The sequence below is a fragment of the Bacillus sp. 16GRE42 genome (genome assembly GCF_019837435.1).
Taxonomy (GTDB): domain Bacteria; phylum Bacillota; class Bacilli; order Bacillales; family Bacillaceae_G; genus Bacillus_A; species Bacillus_A wiedmannii.
Genome location: NZ_JADAXF010000002.1, coordinates 561,832 through 584,912, shown reverse-complemented (window position 1 = coordinate 584,912; position 23,081 = coordinate 561,832). Strand labels below are relative to the sequence as shown.

28 protein-coding genes are annotated in these 23,081 nt (G+C 36.4%); 20 read left to right on the top strand and 8 right to left on the bottom strand.

Features of this window, described 5'->3' with window-relative positions; all coding sequences use genetic code 11:
• Positions 1-52 precede the first annotated feature (52 nt).
• The 6 genes from glpF (at position 53) to ILS93_RS15295 (ending at position 6,634) form a co-directional block, all read left to right on the top strand.
• On the top strand, positions 53-874 hold the full coding sequence (gene glpF, locus ILS93_RS15320) for a glycerol uptake facilitator protein GlpF (RefSeq protein ID WP_222660806.1): 822 nt from the start codon (positions 53-55) through the stop codon (positions 872-874).
• Positions 875-886: 12 nt separating this feature from the next.
• Positions 887-2,377, top strand: coding sequence for a glycerol kinase GlpK (gene glpK / locus ILS93_RS15315; RefSeq protein WP_064473813.1), 1,491 nt, complete (start codon positions 887-889; stop codon positions 2,375-2,377).
• Positions 2,378-2,510: 133 nt separating this feature from the next.
• Entirely contained in the window at positions 2,511-4,193 is a 1,683-nt protein-coding gene (glpD, locus tag ILS93_RS15310; RefSeq protein WP_064473814.1) for an aerobic glycerol-3-phosphate dehydrogenase, read from the top strand.
• Between the two features lie 222 nt (positions 4,194-4,415).
• The gene (locus tag ILS93_RS15305) at positions 4,416-4,949 is read left to right on the top strand and encodes a sigma-70 family RNA polymerase sigma factor (protein ID WP_064473815.1); all 534 of its coding nucleotides are present in this window, start codon (positions 4,416-4,418) and stop codon (positions 4,947-4,949) included.
• A gap of 4 nt (positions 4,950-4,953) precedes the next feature.
• Positions 4,954-5,361: a PadR family transcriptional regulator gene (locus ILS93_RS15300; RefSeq protein ID WP_064473816.1), complete on the top strand. Its 408-nt coding sequence runs from the start codon at positions 4,954-4,956 to the stop codon at positions 5,359-5,361.
• Positions 5,362-5,368: 7 nt separating this feature from the next.
• Positions 5,369-6,634 (top strand): FtsW/RodA/SpoVE family cell cycle protein, encoded by a 1,266-nt coding sequence (locus tag ILS93_RS15295; protein ID WP_222660804.1) that lies wholly within the window; start codon positions 5,369-5,371, stop codon positions 6,632-6,634.
• Positions 6,635-6,640: 6 nt separating this feature from the next.
• Here ILS93_RS15295 and helD read toward each other — a convergent pair whose 3' ends face one another.
• A complete protein-coding gene (helD, locus tag ILS93_RS15290; protein WP_064473818.1) occupies positions 6,641-8,977 on the bottom strand; it encodes an RNA polymerase recycling motor HelD in 2,337 nt (778 codons plus the stop codon).
• 277 nt (positions 8,978-9,254) lie between these two features.
• On the opposite strand from helD, the gene ILS93_RS15285 reads away from it, so the two are divergent.
• Entirely contained in the window at positions 9,255-9,500 is a 246-nt protein-coding gene (locus tag ILS93_RS15285; protein WP_064473819.1) for a hypothetical protein, read from the top strand.
• Between the two features lie 218 nt (positions 9,501-9,718).
• On the opposite strand, the gene prsA is transcribed toward ILS93_RS15285, so the two are convergent.
• Complete coding sequence (gene prsA, locus ILS93_RS15280; RefSeq protein WP_064473820.1) at positions 9,719-10,585, bottom strand: peptidylprolyl isomerase PrsA; 867 nt, start codon at positions 10,583-10,585, stop codon at positions 9,719-9,721.
• 279 nt (positions 10,586-10,864) lie between these two features.
• Between prsA and ILS93_RS28960 the strand changes: the two genes are divergently transcribed.
• The gene (locus ILS93_RS28960) at positions 10,865-10,978 is read left to right on the top strand and encodes a hypothetical protein (protein WP_002007073.1); all 114 of its coding nucleotides are present in this window, start codon (positions 10,865-10,867) and stop codon (positions 10,976-10,978) included.
• Between the two features lie 30 nt (positions 10,979-11,008).
• On the opposite strand, the gene ILS93_RS15275 is transcribed toward ILS93_RS28960, so the two are convergent.
• Positions 11,009-11,203, bottom strand: coding sequence for a hypothetical protein (locus ILS93_RS15275; RefSeq protein ID WP_000172690.1), 195 nt, complete (start codon positions 11,201-11,203; stop codon positions 11,009-11,011).
• 118 nt (positions 11,204-11,321) lie between these two features.
• On the opposite strand from ILS93_RS15275, the gene ILS93_RS15270 reads away from it, so the two are divergent.
• Positions 11,322-11,657 (top strand): DUF1878 family protein, encoded by a 336-nt coding sequence (locus ILS93_RS15270; RefSeq protein ID WP_064473821.1) that lies wholly within the window; start codon positions 11,322-11,324, stop codon positions 11,655-11,657.
• Between the two features lie 5 nt (positions 11,658-11,662).
• Here the strand turns inward: ILS93_RS15270 and ILS93_RS15265 are convergent, their stop codons facing one another.
• The 3 genes from ILS93_RS15265 to ILS93_RS15255 all read right to left on the bottom strand — a co-directional run bounded on the left by ILS93_RS15265 (position 11,663) and on the right by ILS93_RS15255 (position 13,501).
• Entirely contained in the window at positions 11,663-12,220 is a 558-nt protein-coding gene (locus ILS93_RS15265; protein WP_000834920.1) for an HTH-type transcriptional regulator Hpr, read from the bottom strand.
• A gap of 298 nt (positions 12,221-12,518) precedes the next feature.
• Positions 12,519-12,881 carry a YtxH domain-containing protein gene (locus ILS93_RS15260; RefSeq protein ID WP_000030297.1) on the bottom strand — a complete coding sequence of 121 codons (363 nt, stop codon included), beginning with the start codon at positions 12,879-12,881 and terminating at the stop codon, positions 12,519-12,521.
• Positions 12,882-13,066: 185 nt separating this feature from the next.
• Positions 13,067-13,501 carry an HIT family protein gene (locus tag ILS93_RS15255; RefSeq protein WP_001016840.1) on the bottom strand — a complete coding sequence of 145 codons (435 nt, stop codon included), beginning with the start codon at positions 13,499-13,501 and terminating at the stop codon, positions 13,067-13,069.
• 559 nt (positions 13,502-14,060) lie between these two features.
• Here ILS93_RS15255 and ecsA point away from each other — a divergent pair.
• Genes ecsA through ecsC form a run of 3 tightly spaced genes read left to right on the top strand, consistent with a single transcriptional unit; the run spans position 14,061 to position 16,729 of the window.
• Positions 14,061-14,804 carry an ABC transporter ATP-binding protein EcsA gene (gene ecsA / locus ILS93_RS15250; RefSeq protein WP_064473822.1) on the top strand — a complete coding sequence of 248 codons (744 nt, stop codon included), beginning with the start codon at positions 14,061-14,063 and terminating at the stop codon, positions 14,802-14,804.
• Positions 14,797-16,008 carry an ABC transporter permease EcsB gene (gene ecsB / locus ILS93_RS15245; protein ID WP_088047881.1) on the top strand — a complete coding sequence of 404 codons (1,212 nt, stop codon included), beginning with the start codon at positions 14,797-14,799 and terminating at the stop codon, positions 16,006-16,008. Before ecsA ends, ecsB begins: the two co-directional genes overlap by 8 nt.
• A 13-nt stretch (positions 16,009-16,021) precedes the next feature.
• Entirely contained in the window at positions 16,022-16,729 is a 708-nt protein-coding gene (gene ecsC, locus ILS93_RS15240; protein ID WP_064473824.1) for an ecs operon protein EcsC, read from the top strand.
• Between the two features lie 39 nt (positions 16,730-16,768).
• On the opposite strand, the gene ILS93_RS15235 is transcribed toward ecsC, so the two are convergent.
• Entirely contained in the window at positions 16,769-16,921 is a 153-nt protein-coding gene (locus tag ILS93_RS15235) for a sporulation protein YjcZ (protein WP_075310498.1), read from the bottom strand.
• A gap of 156 nt (positions 16,922-17,077) precedes the next feature.
• On the opposite strand from ILS93_RS15235, the gene ILS93_RS15230 reads away from it, so the two are divergent.
• The 7 genes from ILS93_RS15230 (at position 17,078) to ILS93_RS15200 (ending at position 21,698) form a co-directional block, all read left to right on the top strand.
• Positions 17,078-17,659, top strand: coding sequence for a TetR/AcrR family transcriptional regulator (locus ILS93_RS15230; protein ID WP_064473825.1), 582 nt, complete (start codon positions 17,078-17,080; stop codon positions 17,657-17,659).
• A gap of 8 nt (positions 17,660-17,667) precedes the next feature.
• Complete coding sequence (locus tag ILS93_RS15225; protein ID WP_064473836.1) at positions 17,668-17,853, top strand: hypothetical protein; 186 nt, start codon at positions 17,668-17,670, stop codon at positions 17,851-17,853.
• Positions 17,854-18,059: 206 nt separating this feature from the next.
• Positions 18,060-18,536 carry a PH domain-containing protein gene (locus ILS93_RS15220; RefSeq protein ID WP_064473826.1) on the top strand — a complete coding sequence of 159 codons (477 nt, stop codon included), beginning with the start codon at positions 18,060-18,062 and terminating at the stop codon, positions 18,534-18,536.
• Complete coding sequence (locus ILS93_RS15215; RefSeq protein ID WP_222660906.1) at positions 18,529-19,968, top strand: PH domain-containing protein; 1,440 nt, start codon at positions 18,529-18,531, stop codon at positions 19,966-19,968. The genes ILS93_RS15220 and ILS93_RS15215 overlap by 8 nt, the downstream gene beginning before the upstream one ends.
• A 190-nt stretch (positions 19,969-20,158) precedes the next feature.
• Positions 20,159-20,812 carry a DUF975 family protein gene (locus tag ILS93_RS15210; RefSeq protein ID WP_098102750.1) on the top strand — a complete coding sequence of 218 codons (654 nt, stop codon included), beginning with the start codon at positions 20,159-20,161 and terminating at the stop codon, positions 20,810-20,812.
• Between the two features lie 182 nt (positions 20,813-20,994).
• Positions 20,995-21,438 (top strand): hypothetical protein, encoded by a 444-nt coding sequence (locus ILS93_RS15205; protein WP_098102749.1) that lies wholly within the window; start codon positions 20,995-20,997, stop codon positions 21,436-21,438.
• A complete protein-coding gene (locus tag ILS93_RS15200) occupies positions 21,435-21,698 on the top strand; it encodes a CPCC family cysteine-rich protein (RefSeq protein WP_098102748.1) in 264 nt (87 codons plus the stop codon). Before ILS93_RS15205 ends, ILS93_RS15200 begins: the two co-directional genes overlap by 4 nt.
• 65 nt (positions 21,699-21,763) lie before the next feature.
• On the opposite strand, the gene ILS93_RS15195 is transcribed toward ILS93_RS15200, so the two are convergent.
• Positions 21,764-22,147 carry a hypothetical protein gene (locus tag ILS93_RS15195; protein WP_098102747.1) on the bottom strand — a complete coding sequence of 128 codons (384 nt, stop codon included), beginning with the start codon at positions 22,145-22,147 and terminating at the stop codon, positions 21,764-21,766.
• Between the two features lie 332 nt (positions 22,148-22,479).
• On the opposite strand from ILS93_RS15195, the gene ILS93_RS15190 reads away from it, so the two are divergent.
• A complete protein-coding gene (locus ILS93_RS15190) occupies positions 22,480-23,016 on the top strand; it encodes a TetR/AcrR family transcriptional regulator (RefSeq protein WP_000028006.1) in 537 nt (178 codons plus the stop codon).
• Positions 23,017-23,081: the final 65 nt, after the last annotated feature.

Genomic DNA, 23,081 nt, shown 5'->3' with positions numbered 1-23,081 from the left:
ATTTTACCTCTATCACATTTGAACGCATTTAAATTGATTGTGGAGGGATTTTATGTCAGCATTTTTAGGGGAGTTAATAGGGACTGCATTGTTAATCTTACTTGGTGGCGGCGTTTGCGCTGGTGTAAGTTTAAAGAAGTCGTTTGCAAAAGATTCAGGTTGGATTGTCATTACAATGGGCTGGGGCTTAGCGGTAGCAGTTGCAGCGTACGCGGTTGGATCAATTAGTGGGGCACATTTGAATCCAGCTTTAACGATAGGACTAGCATTTAAGGGAGCGTTCCCATGGAGTGACGTACCAGGTTATATCGCAGCACAAATGATTGGGGCAATTATCGGGGCAGTTCTTGTATATTTACATTACTTACCACACTGGAAAGAAACAGAAGATCCAGGAACAAAATTAGGTGTATTTGCAACAGGTCCAGCAATTCCGAACACATTTACAAACCTTGTGAGTGAAATGATTGGAACATTCGTTTTAGTATTTGGTATATTAGCAATTGGAGCAAATAAATTTGCAGATGGTTTAAATCCATTTATCGTAGGTTTCTTAATCGTAAGTATTGGTTTATCATTAGGTGGAACAACAGGATACGCGATTAACCCGGCTCGTGATTTAGGTCCGCGTATCGCACACTTCTTCCTTCCGATTGCAGGAAAAGGCGGTTCAAACTGGAAGTATGCATGGATTCCAGTAGTCGGTCCAATTTTAGGTGGATCACTTGCAGGATTATTCCATCAAGTTGTATTCGAAGGAAAACAAAATGTAGCACTTATTTATGTGATTATTGCAACTGTGATTGTACTAGCAATCTCTTATATGACAAGTAAAAAAAGTGAAAGCAATACAAATAGTAGAAAAGTAGCATAGGGGGAAACCGATATGAAAAAATATATTCTTTCTTTAGACCAAGGAACAACTAGCTCACGCGCAATTCTGTTCAATAAAAAAGGTGAAATTGTTCATTCAGCTCAAAAAGAGTTTACACAACATTTTCCAAAGCCAGGTTGGGTAGAGCATAATGCACAAGAAATTTGGGGATCTATTTTAGCAGTTATCGCAACTTGCTTAAGCGAAGCTGATGTAAAACCAGAACAAATCGCTGGTATCGGTATTACGAACCAACGTGAAACAGCGGTTGTTTGGGATAAAACGACTGGAAAACCAATTTACAACGCAATCGTATGGCAATCTCGTCAAACAGTTGAAATTTGTGATGAGTTGAAAGAAAAAGGTTATAGCGAAACGGTTCGCGAAAAAACAGGTCTTTTAATTGACGCATACTTCTCTGGTACGAAAGTAAAATGGATTTTAGATAACGTTGAAGGTGCAAGAGAAAAAGCAGAAAACGGCGATCTATTATTCGGAACAATTGATACGTGGCTTGTATGGAAACTATCTGGTGGAAAAGCGCACGTAACGGATTACTCAAATGCATCACGTACATTAATGTTTAATATTCACGACTTACAGTGGGATGATGAGCTTCTAGACATGTTAACAGTACCAAAGAGCATGCTTCCAGAAGTACGTCCATCATCTGAAGTTTATGGCGAAACAATCGACTATCACTTCTTCGGTCAAAATATACCGATTGCAGGCGTAGCCGGTGACCAGCAAGCAGCATTATTTGGACAAGCTTGTTTCGGTGAAGGTATGGCGAAGAACACGTACGGAACTGGTTGCTTCATGTTAATGAACACAGGTGAAAAAGCAGTAGCTTCTGAGCATGGTCTATTAACAACAATTGCATGGGGAATAGATGGTAAAGTAAACTACGCATTAGAAGGAAGTATTTTCGTAGCAGGTTCTGCAATTCAATGGTTACGTGACGGAATGCGTATGTTTAAAGATGCAAGCGAAAGTGAAGTATACGCATCACGCGTTGCATCAACTGAAGGTGTATACGTTGTACCAGCATTCGTAGGTTTAGGTACACCGTACTGGGATAGTGAAGTACGCGGCGCTATGTTTGGTGTAACGCGCGGTACGACGAAAGAGCATTTCATTCGTGCAACGCTAGAATCTTTAGCATACCAAACGAAAGATGTATTATGCGCAATGGAAGCAGATTCAGGTATTGAACTGAAAACATTACGCGTCGATGGCGGAGCAGTTAAAAATAACTTCTTAATGAAGTTCCAAAGTGATATTTTAGATGTTCCTGTAGAGCGTCCGGTGATCAATGAAACGACAGCTTTAGGGGCAGCGTACTTAGCTGGTCTTGCAGTTGGATATTGGAAAAACCAAGATGAAATTAAAGAACAGTGGCATATGGACAAACGCTTTGAACCAACGATGGAAGCGGAAACAAGCGAAGAGTTATATGCTGGATGGAAAAAAGCAATTGAAGCAACAAAAGCTTTCAAATAATCATAAACAGTGTTATAATGGTGACAAGTTAATAATTCGGTAGGAGATTTGGAGAGACCACAACACGCTATAGAGGCGAAATCTATAGCGGAGTTCGTGGTCTCTTTTTTCGTTATCAAAGGGAGGAATTACCATGAAATTTTCAAGTAAACAACGTAAAGACGTATTAAACGGAGTAAATAAACAAGAGTTAGATGTGATCGTAATTGGTGGAGGTATTACTGGTTCTGGTATTGCATTAGATGGAGCAACACGCGGGTTATCAACAATTGTGTTTGAAATGCAGGACTTTGCAGCAGGTACATCAAGTCGTTCAACGAAGCTTGTACACGGTGGTCTACGTTATTTAAAACAACTTGAAGTGAAAATGGTAGCAGAGGTGGGGAAAGAGCGTGCAATCGTATATGAGAACGGTCCCCATGTAACAACACCAGAGTGGATGTTACTTCCGTTCCATACAGGCGGTACGTTCGGATCATTCAGTACATCAATTGGTCTTCGTGTATACGACTTCTTAGCAGGCGTAAAACGAAGCGAGCGCAGAAAAATGTTTAACCGTGAAGAAACATTAAACAAAGAGCCTCTTGTGAAAAAAGAAGGATTAAAAGGCGGCGGTTACTACGTAGAATATCGTACAGACGATGCTCGTCTTACAATTGAAGTAATGAAAGAAGCAATTGAACACGGTGCAAAAGCTGTTAACTACGCAAAAGTAGACGGTTTCTTATATAAAGATGGAAAAGTATGCGGTGTACGTGTAATCGATTTACTAGATGGCGAAGTATATGAAGTGTACGGTAAGAAAATTGTAAACGCAGCTGGCCCTTGGGTAGATACACTTCGTGAAAAAGATAACTCGAAAAAAGGGAAAGTACTTCAGTTATCAAAAGGTGTCCACTTAGTAATTGACCAAAAACGTTTCCCGTTAGGGCAAGCTATTTACTTCGATACACCAGATAAACGTATGGTGTTCGCGATTCCTCGCGGCGGAAAAACATACGTAGGTACAACAGATACGTTCTATGATAAAGACGCAGCTGTACCGCACATGACAACAGAAGATCGCACATATATCATTAATGCGATTAACTACATGTTCCCAAGTGTAAAAATTACAGAAAAAGATGTAGAATCAAGCTGGGCTGGTGTACGTCCATTAATTTATGAAGAAGGTAAGAATGCATCTGAAATTTCTCGTAAAGATGAAATTTGGACTTCTGAATCTGGCTTAATTACAATCGCAGGTGGTAAATTAACAGGATACCGTAAAATGGCTGAAATGGTAGTAGACTACGTAACAAACCTATTACAAAAAGAAGGTCATAGTGCATATCCGAAGAGCGACACGAAACATATGCCAATCTCTGGTGGACATGTAAGTGGTTCACACGGATTCCCAGCATTCGTTGCGAAAAAAGCAGACGAAGGTACGAAATCTGGTTTAACGAAAGCACAAGCAGAAGAATTCGCGAAATTCTACGGCTCTAACGTAGACGTACTGTTCGACTTAGCGAAAAAACATAAAGACGAAGCGAAAGAATACAACATGCCACTAGACGTTCTAATCCCACTTGTATACGCAATGGATTACGAAATGACAGCAAAACCAGTTGACTTCTTCGTACGCCGTAGAGGCGCTGTATTCTTCAACATCCACTGGGTATATGAGTGGAAAGAAGCAGTAATCAACTACATGGCTGCGAAACTAGGCTGGAGCAAAGAAGAGCAAATGAAATACACAGCTGAACTAGAAAAAGCATTAACAGACGCTGTAATTCCTGTAGATCAACAAGAGCAGGCAGCTGCATTAGCGTAAAATAGAGAACCACCTGAAGGGGAGCCTTTAGGTGGTTTTTTGTTTTATTATGAATGTGCTAAAGTCTCGATTAAAGTGTTGTATCACAATAAAAGGTTTACTCTTAGTGAAGAAAAATTAAAGTTAAAAAACGATACGGACACTATCATCCGTATTTTTTTATAAATTAATAAAACTTTTCCATACGGTGCGTCGTCTAATATATGGGGAGGAGGAAATGGTGTGGATGAATTAACGGTAGAAGCGTTTGAAATAGAAGATAAGGAACTCCTTATCGATGAAATCATGAATAAGTATGGACAAGAAGTCTTACAGCTTGTGTATTCATATGTGAATAATAAAGAGGTTGCTGAGGATGTAACGCAAGATATATTTGTGAAATGTTATAAATCTCTTCATACATACAAAGGGAAGTCGAATGTGAAAACGTGGTTATGGAGAATTGCGATTAATCAATGTAAGGACTATGTAAAAAGTTGGTATAACAAAAAGGTGATCGTGACAGAGGATGAATCGGCTTATATTGGGGTTCAAAATGATAGTGTCGAACAAACTGTCATTCAAAATGCGGAGGACCGTGAGCTCGCTTCTGCAGTAATGAATTTACCGATAAAATATCGAGAAGTCATTTATCTATTTTATTATGAAGAATTACCAATTAAAGATATTGCCATTGTAATAGACGTGAAAGAAAACACGATAAAAACGAGACTGAAAAAAGCGAAGGAGCTTTTGAAGAAAGGATTGGAGGAGTAATCAAATGGAAGATCGATTAAAAGGCCTGCGAAAATCAATGGAGAATACAACGTTTAAACATTTGAGTTTTTCCGATCAACATCGAAAGCAGGTGCGCGAAAAAATCAATGCTTTAAACGAAAAGGAAGAGGACATCTCTTTAGCAATTTTACAACTCCTCAGTAATGAAAAAACAGGATACGAATTGTCACAGTTACTACGAGGGAGAGGGATTCGAAAATTCGAAGGAAATGAAGGGTTTTTATATACCGTATTACATCGTCTAGAACAGAATCGTTTTATTCAATCAAGTTGGTATCATGAAGGAGCGAAATATTATCAATTAAATGATAAAGGAAGAAAGATGCTGCGAAAGGCAGAGAAAAATGCTACGAAGGTACAATTTATATTAAAAGGCTTAGTACAGGAGTGAGGCGAAATTGAATAAAAAAGGGGAGCGTTTTGTAAGCGAAGTTACGAACCATATTAAATCAAAAGAAGCAAAGAGCTTTGTAGCAACTGAACTAGACTTTCACTTAAAACAGGCGAAGAACACATGGATAGAAAAAGGATTAAGTGAGGAAGTCGCTGAAAATAAAGCTGTGGAACAAATGGGAAGTCCGATTAAATTAGGGCAGGAGCTTAACAAACTACATAAGCCAAAGTTGGATTGGTTCTTACTTATTTTATTAGTGGCTGCTATGGGGTTAGGGTTTTTGCCAGTTTTAGCTTTTGAATATACGAATGATGTAATAATGAATAAGGTGATATTTGTTATTCTCGGTGTTATAACAGCGATTGGGATGATGTTACTTGATTATCGGAAATTAGAGAGAATGGGATTGTTGTTTTACACAATCGGAGTAGTTGTCCTGTTAATGCTATACTGTTTTCCAAACGCTTCAATGATTGGAGAACCGTTAATAAAAATTGGTCCAATTGCAGTTGACTGTTTAATGGCAGTACCTTTCTTTTTTCTAGCTTGGGCTTCTTTTTTCAATAATAATAGGCTAAAGGTTATACATCTTGTGGTTTTATATTTATTTTCTTTGTATTTATTTTTAATTGTATCCACCCTTTCGTCAATTTTTGTTTATATGACAATGGTATTCGTTATGCTTTGGTGGAGTAAGTTAGGAAAGAAAACGGCGTTGATTATTACGATTGTACCCATTTGTTTATTTATTATTAAGGCATCGGTATCCTGGTCTTCAGGATACCACTTAGATAGAGTTTTAGGGTATTTAAATCCTGAGAGTGATGCAGGTGGCGCAGGATTTATGTATATACGTTTAAAAGAGGTAATGTCGTCGGCTGGTTGGTTTGGTACATCTGGAGATACAAAGTTCATCCCTGCTGCGGATACTGATTTTGTGTTTGCAAGTTTGACTTACTATTATGGGTATGTGCTTGCGCTAATTCTTGTTTCCGTTCTTTCTCTTTTTGTAGCAAGATTAGTAATCATATCTTATAAAATAAATGACCGATATGGTAAATTGCTTCTCGTTGGAGGAATGACTCTTTTCGTAGTCCAGTTTATTTATAACGTGGGCATGATTTTAGGTTTATTACCGATTGCTTCTATATCGTTGCCTTTTATTAGTTATGGATTAACACCAACTGTATTCCATGCGCTTTTAATAGGGATCGTGTTAAGTGTATATCGACGTAAAGATATGTCGTTTAGCATGAGAAAAACACCTTGATAATTATCAAGGTGTTTTCGTTATAAGCTCAAAACTCTCCGAATCAGCCCGAAGTATAAAAGGACTAACCTCGCCAACGCTATAAAGTTGCAGTTCATGCATCGCGCGCGTACAAGCAGTGTAGAACAATCTACGAACGCTCTCATCGCTGTACACATCTTTAGAAGCATCGTAAATAATGACAGCATCAAATTCGATACCTTTCGCTAAGTAAGCAGGGATCACGACAATGCCTTGCTCATACTCGGCTGAGTTACTTTTCACGAGTTTAATATTCTCGATATGACTAAGTGCTTCGTAGGCAGCGGCGCTTTCAGCTGCAGATTTACATATAATTGCGATCGTATTATGCTGCTCTTTTTGTAGTTCAGCAACTTTGGCAGTAATATGTTCGTGCAGTTCGCTGTCATTCGATACTTTCGTCACTGTAGGTTTCTCACCGTCACGTTCAAAGGCGTGAATGTTCTCTCCTTCCGGTACGAGAGCACGTGTAAATTCAATAATCGGTTTTGTTGAGCGATAGCTACGAGTTAAGTTGATACCGTTCGTTTCATCTGGTCCGTATAAGCTAGTAAGTGTATTGAAATTCACTGCTTCACTCGCATGGGCAAATATCGCTTGGTTAAAGTCTCCAAGTACAGTCATTCTTGCAGCAGGGAAGAGACGTTTTAAAAACTCAAATTGAAACGGCGAATAATCTTGTGCTTCGTCTACGAGTACATGTTTAATCGATCTATTCGTTTGGAAGCCTTCAATTAATTCTTTTAAAAGTAAGAATGGAGTCGCATCCTCATAATATAGCTTTCCTTCATCGAGCATGTTTACTGTTAATGAGCAAATGTCATCCCACTCTTTCGGTTTTTCCTCAGCAACCCATGATGCATCTGTGAAGAGTTGTTTATATATGCCTGTGAAGTTGATGAAGCGCAATGTTTGAACACCTTTACGAAGCGGCTTCAATTTTTTACGGACAATCATACGTCCAAGTACTTTCGTTTCTTTCTCAAAATCATTAAAGGAGTTGTCGTCAAACTCGCCTTTTTTCTGTAAATATTTATAAGCCTTTTGGTATTCATCTTTACTAAGTAATTCAATTTCCTCTTCTACCCAAGGCTTTTTCAGTTCTGTTTTTTCAATTGCATCTATTTGTTTATTTAGCCAATCCGTTAACTTTTCAATTCGATTATGGAAGCGGAGGGAGGAGTCAGTATTGTAAAACTGCTCTGTAATTTCTTTAGCAGAAGCAATTAACTTTCCTCTAAATTTCATTCCTCTAAATAGCATGCCTGAAGATTCAAGAGATTGTCTGTACGCTCGAATCATCTCGAAAAATTGGGTGGATGCTTTAAATCGAATGCTCGCATTTCTCGTTTTATAGGTAGGGCTATCCGTTTCAGTTAACATATATTCTAATTGTTCATAAGGATCTTCAACGTCAAATGACTTGCTTAGTCTATGGTTTAAATATTCTTGGAATGTCACTTGCTGCATATTTTCTTCACCGAGTTCAGGTAGTACGTTAGAAACGTAGCTGTTGAACATAGAGTTAGGGGAGAAGAGAATAATTTGATCCGCTTTTAACCATTCGCGATATTTATATAGTAAGTAGGCGATTCGTTGTAGGGCAGCTGACGTTTTCCCGCTACCAGCAGCTCCTTGCACGATAAGTAGTCGGCCTTCATCGTGACGAATAATTTCATTTTGCTCGCGCTGAATCGTAGCAACGATACTTTGCATATGTTTGTTCGTACCTTTTCCGAGCGCTTGTTGCAGAATTTCATCGCCAATTGTAAGACTCGTATCGAACATAGAATCAATCTCGCCATTTTGGATAATGTATTGTAATTTTTTCTCCACATTACCGTGGATTACGCCGCCTGGTGTACTGTATTCAGCCGGTCCTGGTGGATAATCGTAGTACACACTCGAAATAGGTGCGCGCCAGTCATATATAAGGAAGTTTTCTCCGCTTGCATCAGTAAGTGTAGCTACGCCGATATAAATTTGATCCGCAGCAGATTCTCCTTCTTCTTTGAAATCAATTCGTCCAAAGTAAGGTGCTTTATGCATACGTCGTAGTGCAGCAAGTCGATTAAAGGTGTGCTTATGGGTAATTTGTGTGACAGCTAGTGACTGAGCTTGTTGTCTTAAGTTGATAACTGTTTCAAGATAATCATCAAAAGTATCAGTATTCACTTTTACGTCATCCCAAAAGTGTTTACGAATATGGATTACTTCTGCCCGGCGTCTGCCAGTTTCGTTTTCCAGTTTATCAATTTGCGCCGTAATCGTTTCTATTACGGTATCCAATCGTTTTTGCTCTAAATCAAGTTTTTTGTTCATACGGTAAGCACTCCTTTAAAAGTGAAAAATAGAGGTTGACTGAAGATGTGTTTTGGTGTACAATTAAGATACGGATAAATACGTTCTATATATTTTCTGAAGCGTGTTTCTGTACTAATTTAACATAGTTTTTTAATTTAATCAATGATAATAAGATAAACCTTGGTTCTGTGTGTGATGGAATCAAGGTTTTTGGTTTTTCTTTAAGAAAGAATTGAAATTTTGTCGAGGAGAACTTAAGTAAAGCATAAAAGAAAATGAGGAATAGGGGATACTGATGGAAAAACATTTTGAGGAAGCGCATCGCTTTTGTTCTCGTAATAGAAAACATTTAGAAAAAGATGTTGTATGTGGTTGTTTTTATTGTTTGGAAATTTTCAATCCAGGCAAAATTACAGAGTGGTGGGATGATGATAACACAGCAGTTTGTCCGCATTGTGGGATTGACGCTATTATCGGAGAAAGCTCTGGATTTAAAATCACAGAAATGTTTTTAAGTGAAATGCATAAAAGATGGTTTTAGTTAAATGAATGACAAAATCAACTTCTGTTAACGAAGATTATGTAAATATATAAGTAACTAAGATTTTACACGATCCATAAAACGAAAAAGATGTTAACCTTTCTGTAGAATCGGGGAAGTAATCATATAATTTCATTTATCCAATCTACACGTAATGTATCACGAGAAGAGAGCATACAAAAAAAGCTTGGGCCGAAGCCCAAGCTTTTTTCACTTCATTATTTCTTTTCTTCTTTCTTATCGTCAGCTTTTTGCTCTTTGAAAAGATCTTTTAAATCTTTATCGTCAACTTTTACGTCAGCTTTTTTGATTTCTTTCATCATAAGATCGTTCATGAATTCAGCGTCTTGTGCTTTCTTCGCAACTAGCTCTTTTTTCAGGTCAGCTTTTGATTGCTCGAATGGTTTTTCTGGCTCTTTAATGTCTGTAACTTTAATGATGTGGTAACCGAATTGTGTTTTTACAGGTTCGCTTACTTCATCTTTTTTCAGTTTATAAGTAGCATCTTCGAATTCTTTAACCATTTTACCATGTTCGATGAATCCTAAGTCGCCACCTTTTTCTTTTGAACCAGTATCTTCAGAGTATTGTTTCGCTAACTCTTCGAAAGATTTACCTTGTCCAAGTTCCTCTTTAACTTTTTTCGCAGTCGCTTCATCTTTTACAAGAATGTGGCTTGCTTTAACTTCAGGCTTGTAGTTATCTTTTAATTCTTTATCAGTGATTGTTTTCTCGATAGCTTTTTCTTGAGCTAATTGAGCACGCACACCAGTTTTTAAAGTTTCTTCTTTAATACCTTGTTGTTTTAATAGTGTATCGAATTGATCACCGTATTGTTTTTTCATTTCATCGAACTTTTTGTCTACTTCTTTGTCTTCAACTTTGTAGTTTTTAATAAGTACTTTTTCCATAACCATGTTGTTTAGTACTTGTTTACCAGCTTGTGTCTTCATTTGATTGTAGAACTCGTCTTTTGTAATGTCACCAGCTTTAGATGTAACGATTTTGTCTGATGATGATCCTGTTCCACATGCTGATAATGCGATTACACTTGTTGCGGCTAAGGCAAGCATAGCTTTCTTCATTCGATAAACACTCCTACTATTATGTATTTTTAATTTATCCTACACCAATGAATTTTGGTTCATAAGAGCCCGATTAAGTCTCACTGATACTTTTGCTTTTTTCGTTGGTAAAGCGCGCTTAACAGGGCTTACCGAGGCTGAGGATAAAGTTAAGATGCGTGTCATTTATTTCATAGTATAAGCAATATGTACAAAATTTAATATATCATATTTCGACTCAATTTCATATTGATAAAGAAAATTTAACCAGTACGTGTCAGATTTTGAAGGTGTTCCGTATTGGGCGCATGCCGCATATATAGAAAAGAGGAGGGGATGGGGATGAATTCTCAACTTATTTTATTACTTGTACTGTTTATTTTATTGGTTATAGTAGGTATAATTTGCTTATAGAGGAAAAAAGTGAGGAAGGGGCTTCCTTCCTCACTTTCCATGAAATATAATTTCTATATAACTAGAAATTAATAAAATTGTTATACATACATTGATAACCCGAAAGACACCGGGTTGGCGGCTCGCAGCTATTTGTTTTCGTTCACACAGTGTATGTGTCATAAAATTCGTGTAAAATATAACAAGAAGTGCGAATGCGACAAAAACAACTGTTATAAGTGTCATGAGGCGAGACCTCCTTTTGGCTAAAATACATATACTTTATATATTGTATCATACGATATTTTGTTCGTGTTATAAAATTCAGAAATAGAAGACTTTGTGTTAGAAAGTGAGGGAGAAAATGGACGTTGTTAGAAGATTAGAACAAGCTGAATACTACGTAGACCTACTATTTAAAATGATTGATGAAGAAAAGTGTCCATTTTATTCTTTAATCATAAAGAAAAAAGCTCGCAAAAAAGATGTTGAACGTATACTACATCTTTGTGAAATGCTGAACGAGCAATATGTAGTGGAGAAAGCAGAAGGGCTTCTTTTGTTCGATGCGCTGTTAGAGCAATTTGAAAAAGCGCTTCCACATCAGCTCGAAGTACACGAAACTGCGGAAGCGCTAGCAAAACAAGGTTTATTTAAGCCGCTTATGAATGAATTCTTAAGCATGATTGAGAATAAATAAATAGGTTACTTCTTAACTAACTTCTGATCGGATTCCGTAAAATTCTCCTCAATATTCTCTAATGATTTCTCAAAAATATCGATGAAGTCTTGTCCGTAAATGTTGCGCAAGATAGCGATAAGTTCGATATTTTCTGGGAACTTACCATAGAAATTACGAAGTGCAAGAGCCCCATTAAATACAGAGTTATTTTCAGGATCATACTCCTCCATTAAGCGAAGTAGTAATTCTTCCCCTTTGTCTGTAATCTCAATGTACGTATTTCGTTTATCATCTTCTTTTTTCGAGAACACAAGATAGCCGCGTTCTTCTAGCTTTTTCGAGAAGTTAAACGCCGTTGATACGTGCATAACTCCAAACTTAGCAATCTCAGAAATAGAAGCCCCTTTTAAATGATAAGCGATTGACAAAATATGATGCTCATTAATGTTTAAATCGTAAGGCTTAATCCACTGTTGCCAATCTTTCTCTACGCATTTCCATAACGCTTTCGATAATTGAGCAATGCGTTGGCTGAAAATCATCGCTTCTTTTACCGAGTAATCTTTTTCTCCACTTTTCATTTACTCACCCACTTTAACATTCTTTTTCATTACTATCTATTATGCCAGTAAAGTAAAAATTAATAAAGTCTTTTTGTGAGAATTGTGAAAATTTTTCGGAAAAATGACATTCTATACAAATCATGCATAAGCATGGAAGCGTTTTATGAGTCGTGAATACATGTGTTGTCCTTACATGTTAAGTGATAACATATATTGTAAATGCATAAAAACACGGCATATCTGTGTGATATGCCGTGTTAAGGTCAATTTATATAAAAAATATTTGTTATATGCAAAAAACTAAGCAGGAATTTGTTTACGCTTTTTCCGGAACAGCTTCTTGTAGTTTCTCAATTGATTTTTGAATGTCCAAAATTTCTTGCTCAATATGTCGTTTGTTTTGAGAAATATCTTGCTTCCAGTTAGAAAGCGTGTCTTGCATATCTTCTTTTAATTCTTGAAACACTTCTTTACCTTCCGAAGCAGTTTCAACGATTTGACGTTTTAATAATTTTGTATCAGCTGTAATATCAGCTAAAGTCTTTTTAATATCAGTTCCTTTTTCTTTCAGCTTACCGCGCATAGCTTTACCAGAAGAAGGAGTAGAGAAAAGAACGGCTAATCCAGCAACTGCTCCGCCGCAAATGACACCTGTAATAAAGGATTTAGCTTTTGACATAAAAGGAAACCTCCTTATTTTTTGTTCGTATTCATGATGTGAAAAAATATGCATATCTTTAAGACGAGGGAAAGAAAAGTGTGCAATGCACATTCCCTGGCATCTTGAATGGAGAAACAAGCCGTGCAATATGTAATCACTTTAGGAAAGTGGCTTGTTATGTATTACTTCTTATTATAGTGTCATTATTTCACACTATTTGCAATTGTACTTGCGATGTTTTGTAAATTTTCCATTGTGTATTCATTTTGATGTGATTTCCAAACAGCACCGAAACCATCGTTTTCACCGTAGCGTGGAATTAAATGAAGGTGGAAGTGGAACACAGTTTGTCCAGCTTTTTCACCGTTATTGTTAAGTAGGTTGAAGCCAACTGGATTAAACTCTGCTTTAATCGCATTTGCGATTTTCGGAACGACAGAAAAAATGTGTGATGCGATTTCTGGCGTTAACGCAAAAATGTCTTGTTTGTGAACTTTTGGAATAACAAGAGTATGTCCTTTTGTTACTTGACTAATATCTAAAAATGCAAGCACATGTTCATCTTCGTATACTTTTGAGCAAGGGATTTGCCCGTCAATAATTTTACAAAAAATACAATTGTCCGCTGTATGGTTCATTGATCTCATCCTTTCAAGTAGCCTTAGCCGTATTTTACCATAATTATATAAGAGAACAAACACGAAAAACAGGAAGCTGAGTCAGCTTCCTGTTTTCTGAAGAGGGATTGAAAAAGCATTATCGTAATTTACGTTTCGCAGACACCTCATTTATTTAAGAAATGCACGGTAAATCGGCTAAAGTTTCTGCCGTAGACACCCCATTTTCAAGTGAAATGAATTGCAATCTTTATAAAAGGAAATTGTTTATTTTTTAAAACAGTATATGCTCTTTCGGAGACACCCCGTTTCTAAAATGAAACAAATGATCTGGTTATGTGTAAATTTCTTTGTCCAACATGGACACCCCATTTCATGATGACTTCACTATGTTGTTGTACTCATCAATTGGTGGTCGCTTTTTCAATGTGTTCCTTCTTCACTAATTATGATGTCCGCTTTCGTAAAAATATATGCGAACAAATTTAAATTTTTTTTGAGGGCATCGATACTATGTAGTACAGCGCTATTTTTGGTAAGATGAATATAGAATGAATACTAATGAAGAAAGTGGTGTCGTATGAGCGAGTTATTGCGTGTAGAAAATGTTACAGGAGGATATACGAAACGACCTGTACTAAAAGATGTTTCGTTCTCTGTGAATAAAGGCGAACTTGTCGGCTTAATTGGTTTAAATGGAGCCGGGAAGAGTACGACGATTAAACATATTATCGGTTTAATGGAACCGAAAAAAGGAGCTGTCACAATTAATGGGAAAACAATTCGTGATGATATGACAGCGTACCGTTCTAGTTTTTCGTTCATCCCAGAAACACCGGTATTATATGACGAGCTAACGCTAGAAGAACATTTGAAGTTAACAGCGATGGCGTACGGTGTCGATGAAAAACAATATGAAGAACGTGTAGGGCAACTATTACAAGAATTTCGCATGAAAAATCGTTTAAAATGGTTTCCATCTCATTTCTCAAAAGGGATGAAACAAAAAGTAATGATTATGAGTGCGTTTTTAGTGGAACCATCTCTTTATATTGTGGACGAACCTTTCGTTGGGCTTGATCCGTTAGCGATTCAATCACTTCTTCAAATGATGGATCAAATGAAAAAGAGCGGTGCAGGAATCTTAATGAGTACACATATTTTAGCGACGGCAGAGCGTTATTGTGATTCGTTTATTATTCTGCATCAAGGCGAAGTAAGAGCGAAGGGGACATTATCTGAACTGCAATCCGATTTTAATATGCCAGGTGCAACGCTAGATGATATTTATATTGCATTAACGAAGGAAGAAGATTATGAATAGCACAGCATTATGGAAAGAACGATTTCGTCACTTTCTAAAAGAAGTTCGTACATATAGTAAATACGTATTTAATGATCATTTGAAATTTATTTTCGTATTCATCATCGGCGCAGGAGCGTATTATTACCAGCAATGGTTACAAACGTTAACACCGTCGTTTCCGACAGCGCTCGTTATGGCAGTGTTGCTTGGACTCGTATTAACGGCCGGATCGATACAAACGTTATTAAAAGAAGCGGATCTCGTTTACTTGCTGCCAGTTGAACAAAAGTTAAAACCTTATTTTACAAAGGCATTTCTCTTTACGTTTATGATTCAGTTATACATAATCGCAATCGTAGCGGCAGCGCTTGCCCCGTTATACTTCCAGCAAATGAAGCAAACAGGAGCTGCTTACATATGGATTGTACTCGCGTTTGTCATTGTAAAAGCGTGGAACTTATTCGTCGCGTGGGAAAAATCATTTTTAACAGACCAAAATATACAAAGAGCTGATTGGTTCATTCGTTTTATTTTAAACGGATTATTTGTATACTTCCTTGTAGAGCGTACTTCCGTCATTTTTGTTGGCGGAATCGTCCTTCTCATGATGTTATACCTTGTAGTACTACATCAAATGGTGAAGGGAAAGCCGCTAAACTGGGAGTATTTAATTTCTGAAGAAGGTAAGAAGATGATGCTGCTGTACCGCATCGCGAATATGTTCGTTGATGTACCTGCATTAAAAGAAAGAGTAGCACGTAGAAAATGGCTTGATTTCATTCTTTCAATGATTGGTGAAAAGCGTACATATTTATACTTATATACAAGAACGTTTTTACGATCTGGTAACTATTTCGGTTTATATGTGCGTTTGCTCGCTCTTGGAGGAGTTATTCTTTACTTCATTCCATTTTTATATGGACGATTTATCGTAAGCCTTATTTTCCTATATTTAATCGGTTATCAGCTATTAACTTTATGGAAGCATCACCGCATGAAGATTTGGCTTGATTTGTATCCCGTCGGGGGAGAAGAGAAGAAGAAAGATTTTCTTGTCTTATTAAATACGATCCTTATTACCGGCAGCGTTGTATTTACAGTTATATTCGCCTTTGCGACGAAAAATTTCATGATGACGGGAATTTTACTAGTCGTAAGCATAGTATTTAGTATCGGTTTCGTTTATCAATACGGGGCGAAACGTATTGAGCGTTTAAATTGAAGGGAATGAACCTATGATTACATACGAAGAGAAGGTTATAAAAGAATTGGAACAGTGGAAAGCTACATTCATGAAAGATTCTTCGATGATGACACGGTTCTCTAAGAAAGTGCAGACGAAAGTACAACAGCTTATTCCGGCGAAAGTGCAAAAAGTATTAACAGAAACGATTCGGATGATGGTGCAAACAATTAGTGCCGGATCAAACTTTATAAAACCAAAATTAAAAGAGACGAACTGGTCATTGCAAAGAAGAGACGACGAAGTACGTAAAAAAATGGATGAGTACAAAAAAATAGCAGCGGCAGAAGGAGCAGGGACGGGAGCTGGCGGTATTCTCCTTGGTCTTGCTGATTTTCCGCTTTTACTTGGCATTAAAATTAAATTTTTATTCGATGCAGCAACGTTGTACGGATTTGATACGAGCGATAAAGAAGAGCGCCTTTTTATCCTTCACGTTTTCCAACTTGCTTTTTCAAGTGACGATTACCGAAAAGAAATATGGAAAGCAATCGAAACGTGGGATACAGAAGAAGAAAATCATATGGACTGGGAAAAGTTCCAAACAGAGTACCGAGACTATATCGATTTAGCAAAAATGCTTCAGCTCGTACCAATAATCGGTGCCCCAGTCGGCGCATATGCGAACTATCAACTACTGCAAAGACTCGGAGAAGTGACGATGAATTGTTATCGTATGCGATTACTGAATAGAAATTAAAAAGAAAGCATCCTAAATTGTGGTTTAGGATGCTTTTTTTTAGAAGTTAATGCCGTTATAGCCAACTCCGACTACAATCAATACGATAAAGAGCACAATGAGTACTATATACCCACTACTAACGCTCTTGCCATCTTGTCCAGCTTCACCGCCACCAGTGCCACCACTACCGCCTTTACCGCCAAGTCCCATAGGAATATCCTCCTTATTGTTATAGGTTGCTTTTACTTTATACTTTTCTGTATTTACCAATAAATCCCTTCTGTTACTCTAACTAACTTGCAAATCATTTCGTTTCATTTTATAATTTATTTACCGACCGGTAAGTAAAAATAAGTGAGGTACAGTATGACAAAGAATTTACAAACATCGCAAAACATTGTAGAAGCATCATTTAAACTCATGGCAGAGCACGGCATTGAGAAGATGAGCCTTTCCATGATTGCGAAAGAGGTAGGTATTTCAAAACCGGCTATTTATTATCATTTTTCTTCTAAAGAAGCGTTAGTTGATTTTTTATTTGAAGAAATTTTTTCTGGGTATCATTTCGTGAGTTATTTCAATAAAGAACAATATACGAAAGAAAATTTTGCAGAAAAGTTAATCGCTGATGGTTTACATATGCTCTCTGAGTATGAAGGACAAGAAGGCATACTACGCGTCATAAATGAATTCATCGTAACTGCATCGCGAAATGAAAAGTATCAGAAACGCTTATTTGAAATACAAGAAGATTTTTTAAATGGTTTCCACGATTTATTGAAGAAAGGTGTGGAACTTGACGTTGTGTCACAACAGGCAACGGAAGAAAATGCACATACGTTAGCGCTCGTGATCGATAATATGAGTAATTACATGTTAATGGGATTCCAGTTAAAGTATAAAGAAATTTGGATTCGAAATGTGAAAAACGTAATGAAGGAGGAATAGAAGTGAAAATGCAAAAAAACTGGTGGCTCGGTTTTCTTGGATTCATTGGGCTTTATCCCGCATTAACGGGCAGTAAGACCCCCACCTCAAAATTCAGCGAAAGCAAAGAAGTTAGGTGGGGATCAACTGCCCGTAAAAGCCTGATTGGTTCAACTAATAATCAGTGGGGGATGAACAAAACCCCCACTGATTAAAGTTTCACTTTATAAAATACCAGGTATAATAGAGGCTTTTCAAGCGGATGGAAGTTGGCTGAAGTTAATCGGTTTCATTTGGTTACTTTGGTTCGGATATTTTATCCCTGAGAAGAAAGATAATTAAATTACAATTTTCTGTAAAGTTATGTAAAATATAGTTTGAGAGTATTCGTATATTAGATTACTAGATTTGGAGTGGTTACATGGATCCATTGAAAAATGAAATTCATCCTGACATGGTCAAGGTGTGGAAAGTTCGTGCTGTAATTGAAGAAGGGATCGGTATTCTTGTCATTTTAGCTTACCTTTTCCTCATGATAAAGTTTGATTGGTGGGCGTGGATTTTGTACGTGTTAATCGGCTTAACGGTTGCACTAGCACCATTTGAGTACTTCGTATTCCCGAAACTTCGTCAGCGTTATTATAGCTATCAACTAAATGAAGAAGAACTTGAAATTCAGCACGGTCTTTTCGTCGTAAAGCGCGTATTAGTACCGATGATTCGTGTGCAGCACGTGACGATTGAACAAGGGCCAATTATGAGGAAATATGGATTAGCAGAATTACACATTTCAACAGCGGCAACTTCTCACAGCATCCCAGGCTTAACGATGTATGAAGCAGAAATGTTGAAAACGAAAATTGCAGAATTAGCGAAAGTGAGTGATGAGGATGTATAAGAGGCAGCATCCCATTACGATGTTATTAGAATTAAAAATAACAGATTTTATACCACTCATTATTTTCATGTTTAGTTTAAACGGAAAGTTCCCGTTTTGGTATTTAATTCCCGCTGCATTCGGTTTACTTACCATCTTTTCAGCGTTTGAAAAATGGTATTACACAACATATTGGGTTGAAAATAACGTATTACATGTGAAACAAGGGCTCTTTGTGAAGAAGGAGAGCTACTTAAATAAAGAACGTGTGCAAACGATTAATACAAGTTCTAACGTGCTATATCAAATGCTTGGTTTAAAGAAAATTCAGATTGAAACAGCTGGTGGGGGCGATGATGCAGAAGTTAGCTTAGCTGGCATTACAGTAGAAGAAGCAACCGAGCTTATCGCAATGCTAAATGAGCCAACTCGAGAATTGAAAGCAGAAGAAATATCAGAAGAAGTAGTAGAAAAAGAAATCGTTACAGAGGAAAAGCAAGCGACAGAATACAAATTAACTTGGAAAGAAATTCTATTAGCATCTGTTACATCTGGGCAGTTTGGATTGCTATTTTCTTTAATATTCTTCGTTTATAATCAAGTGGATGAATACATTCCGAAATGGATAAAAAATAAAGTAGAGTCATATGTAATGGATCATGATATATACGGCTGGATTTACATGGTAGCTATTTTACTTGTCATTTCTTGGATGATATCCACAATCGGTTATGCGTTAAAACATGGAGATTTCACAGTGAATCGAAGAAATGATGAAGTCCGCATTTTGCAAGGATTACTTGAGAAAAAAGAACTCGTCCTAAAGTTACATCGTATTCAAGGTATTACGATAAAAGAAAGTATTTTACGTCAGCCATTCGGTTATTGTGCTGTGCAAGTAGAAGTCATTCAAAGTAAAGGACTGGGTGACGAGAAAGAAAAAGTTACACTGCATCCTATCATTCGAAAAGATCGCGTACAACAGTTACTTGCACATTTAGAATTACCATACGAACTGAATACAAACATTATTTCATTACCTAAAGCAGCATTACGTCGTTACTTAATTGATAGTTTTATATTCTTCGCAATGCTAGCAATCCCGCTTACTGGAATAAGTATATACTTTGAAAAGTATTACATCATGTGGGCGTTGATTCCACTCGCGATCCTTATCTTTACACTTGGATACGGAACGTTTAAAACAAATGGTTACAGTGTAAACGGGGAGCAAATTACGCTTGTATATCGTAGCGTCGGAAAATATACAGGGCTTGTTAGAAGAAGACATGTCCAATCAATGGAAAAAACACAATCATATTTCCAGCGCCGAGCGGATTTATGTACGTATAAGTTCTCTAACGCATCATCGAATTATAAACTAGAGCATACGAGAGTAGAAGATGCGGAGAGAATGCAGAATTGGTATAAGAAGAGAATGAGTGAGAATTAACTTGAAAAAGCTTGCCTATTATGAAAGGCAGGCTTTTTTTATTATAGGAAAATGAGGGGCTTAATCCATATATTAGTACAGCTACAGCGCACATATATCGAAAAAGTAGTATACTTCTATTTCAGGGAAATCTGTGGAATTTTTCATATAAATGGTATACTAATATAGAAAAAATATTAGGAGGCTATATATGATAAGTCAGTTAAAAAGAGCAGCACTTGATGCATTAAAAGGAAAATGGGGGTTAGCGGTAGGGGCAACCTTATTAGTCGGAATCCTTATTGGAGCTGTTGAAATGCTAACCACAGGTATTTTCTCGATGTTTTGGGGTTGGGAAGAAGCAAATGAGTCACTTACAGTAACTATTATTGCAATGTTTATTATCGGTCCGTTAACAGTGGGTGCTTCTTATTTTGTTTTAAATGTAATTCGTGGGACTAATGCTCGTATCGGTCATATATTTAGATGGTTTAACGATGGAAGTAAGTTTATGAAATCGTTTTTAACATATTTACTAATGAATGTGTACTTGATTCTATGGACATTACTTCTTATTATTCCAGGTATTATTAAATCATTTTCTTATTCTATGACATATTTTATTTTGAATGATCATCCAGAATATACAGCGAATCAAGCGATTACTGAAAGTCGTCGTATGATGAATGGACATAAAATGGATTACTTTTTACTATGCTTAAGCTTCTTAGGTTGGTTCATTTTAAGTATTCTTACTGTAGGAATCGGTTTCTTATGGTTAGTACCGTATTTCTACACGACATCAGCTGCATTTTATGAAGAGATTTCAAAAGAATATTATAAAAAAGAAGACACTACTTTCTAATAACCACCTATCCCCTAAAGAATATAAGGCACAGATAGTTTAGATGTTCTGTTTATGGGGAGCACTTCAGGATAAGGTATAGGTTATTATATAAAAATTCGGCCCTCTATGTTTTAGCATAGAGGGCTATTTTTTCATGTGAAAATAATGAATAATATATGTGAAACAAAAAAGCGAGGTGAATGAGAGTGAGCAAGTTTTTAATTCCGTATTCATTTTCTATATTAAGTTTCTTTATTTCAGCAACAGCACTTGATTTATATGATAGGATGGGAAACAATAGTGAGCTGGTTTCGCCGAACATAATTGGTAAGATAATTCAATCTACTGCGCAAATGGGAGTCCTTACATTGTATTTCGGAGTACCTATTATTTTAGGTGGCTGTCTACTTGGTGAGTTATTGTTTAGAGGTATCATTTTACGATTTAAACTCAGCTATATTATATCTTTATTACTATATTTACTTTTAGCTTGTAGTATTGTTTCCGTAACGGTTGGGATTCCAACTACATATGAAGATTCTAATGTTTCTTTCATGGGAATAACTATGATTTGCGCTATTACATTCTTTGTGGGCCGGAATATATGGGAGAAAAAAGAAATGAATAATGGAGTGACAGAATGAAATACACATGTCCGTGCTGCGGGTATAGAACAATAGAAGAAGAACCACCAGGTACATATGAAATTTGTAATATATGTTATTGGGAAGATAATGAGGTTCAGTTTAACGATCCTGATTTTGAAGGCGGGGCGAATATAGTTTCGTTAAGACAAGCACAGAAAAATTTCATTGCATTTGGTGCTTGCGAGGAATACTTTGTGAAATCAGTTAGAAAGCCGACTAGTGAAGATGTGAAGGATGCTAGTTGGAAGCAAATTTAGTAAGGAAAATGTTATTACTCAATTTATCAGGAGTAATAACATTTTTTTATGCAATGATGAAAGAATTAACACCGTCTTATAAGATAAAACATTAAAGATGATACAGTAATAGGAAGGCCAGTATTCAGAAAGGTTTCTAAAGTAAAGGATAGAAAATCTCTGTCGTTAAACCACATAAAGAATAAATGACTGTAGGAAATACCTAACAATATAAATAAAGGAATTCCAATCTTTAATTCGTGACTTCTTTTTATTTTTCTATAACAAAATTCACCTAATAAACAACCGATAAGAACAGGGATGCTTCCAAGAATTGAAAACATAATAATAGATACCCAAATCGGTCCCCAGGAGTCAGCATAATTTGGAACTAGTGTATACTGTAAAACGTTCACAATGATAGAAAAAACCAGTAAGCATATTAAATAACTAATAGAAAATTTTTTCAATGGAATCATCCTTATAAAATTTCACTTTATTTTTATGAAAATATAAACCTCTTTAAATTATAGATTAAATATATAAGGATAATCAATTTGTATGCATTTCTTGTTTATGGATATATTTTCAACGAATATAAATGTATAGATGTATAGTCAATTGTGAGTGTTTGATGTTATCATATTGAATGATATGGAAATTTTTAATAGAAGAAGCAACGAACAATTCAAAGGTAGTGAAGCCTTTGTTGTATACAGAAAATATTTATTATTACTCAGCAATATTAAAAATAAGATACGTATTTATATAAATTTAGTAGAAATGGGGGTTTTAAAAAGGAATGAGTATAAGTATAACAAGGCAAAAGATTTTAGCAGCCGCTTCTCAAATTGTGCAATGTAAAGGGGTTGCTAAGTTAACTTTAGAAGCGGTAGCAAAAGAGGCGGGGATAAGTAAAGGTGGATTGTTGTATCACTTTTCAACTAAAGAAGCTTTAATAGAGGGCATGATACTCAAAGGGACGGAGGAGTATCAAGATGCTATTCACAATAAAGTAGCGGAGGACTTAGAGAAGAAAGGAAGGTGGGTACGCTCTTTTGTAGAGGAAAGATTAAGTAATGAGAGAAGAGTAGAAGAGCTAGGTAGTAGTATGATGGCAGCATTAATGCTAAAACCTGAATTACTTGAACCGTTACAACAATCATTTCAGCAACTGCAAAATAAAATAGAAAATGATGAGATAGATTCAGTTTGTGCCACAATTATTAGATTAGCGGCAGATGGATTATGGTATTCAGAATATTTAGGGGTTGGAAGACTAAGCCCCGAATTAAGAGAAAAAGTGATTCAAGCTCTTATTTATAATTCGTATAAATAGAATATGCGAACTATATAATGTAAAATAATTCACCATTGCTTATTTAATGCACTGGTGAATTATTT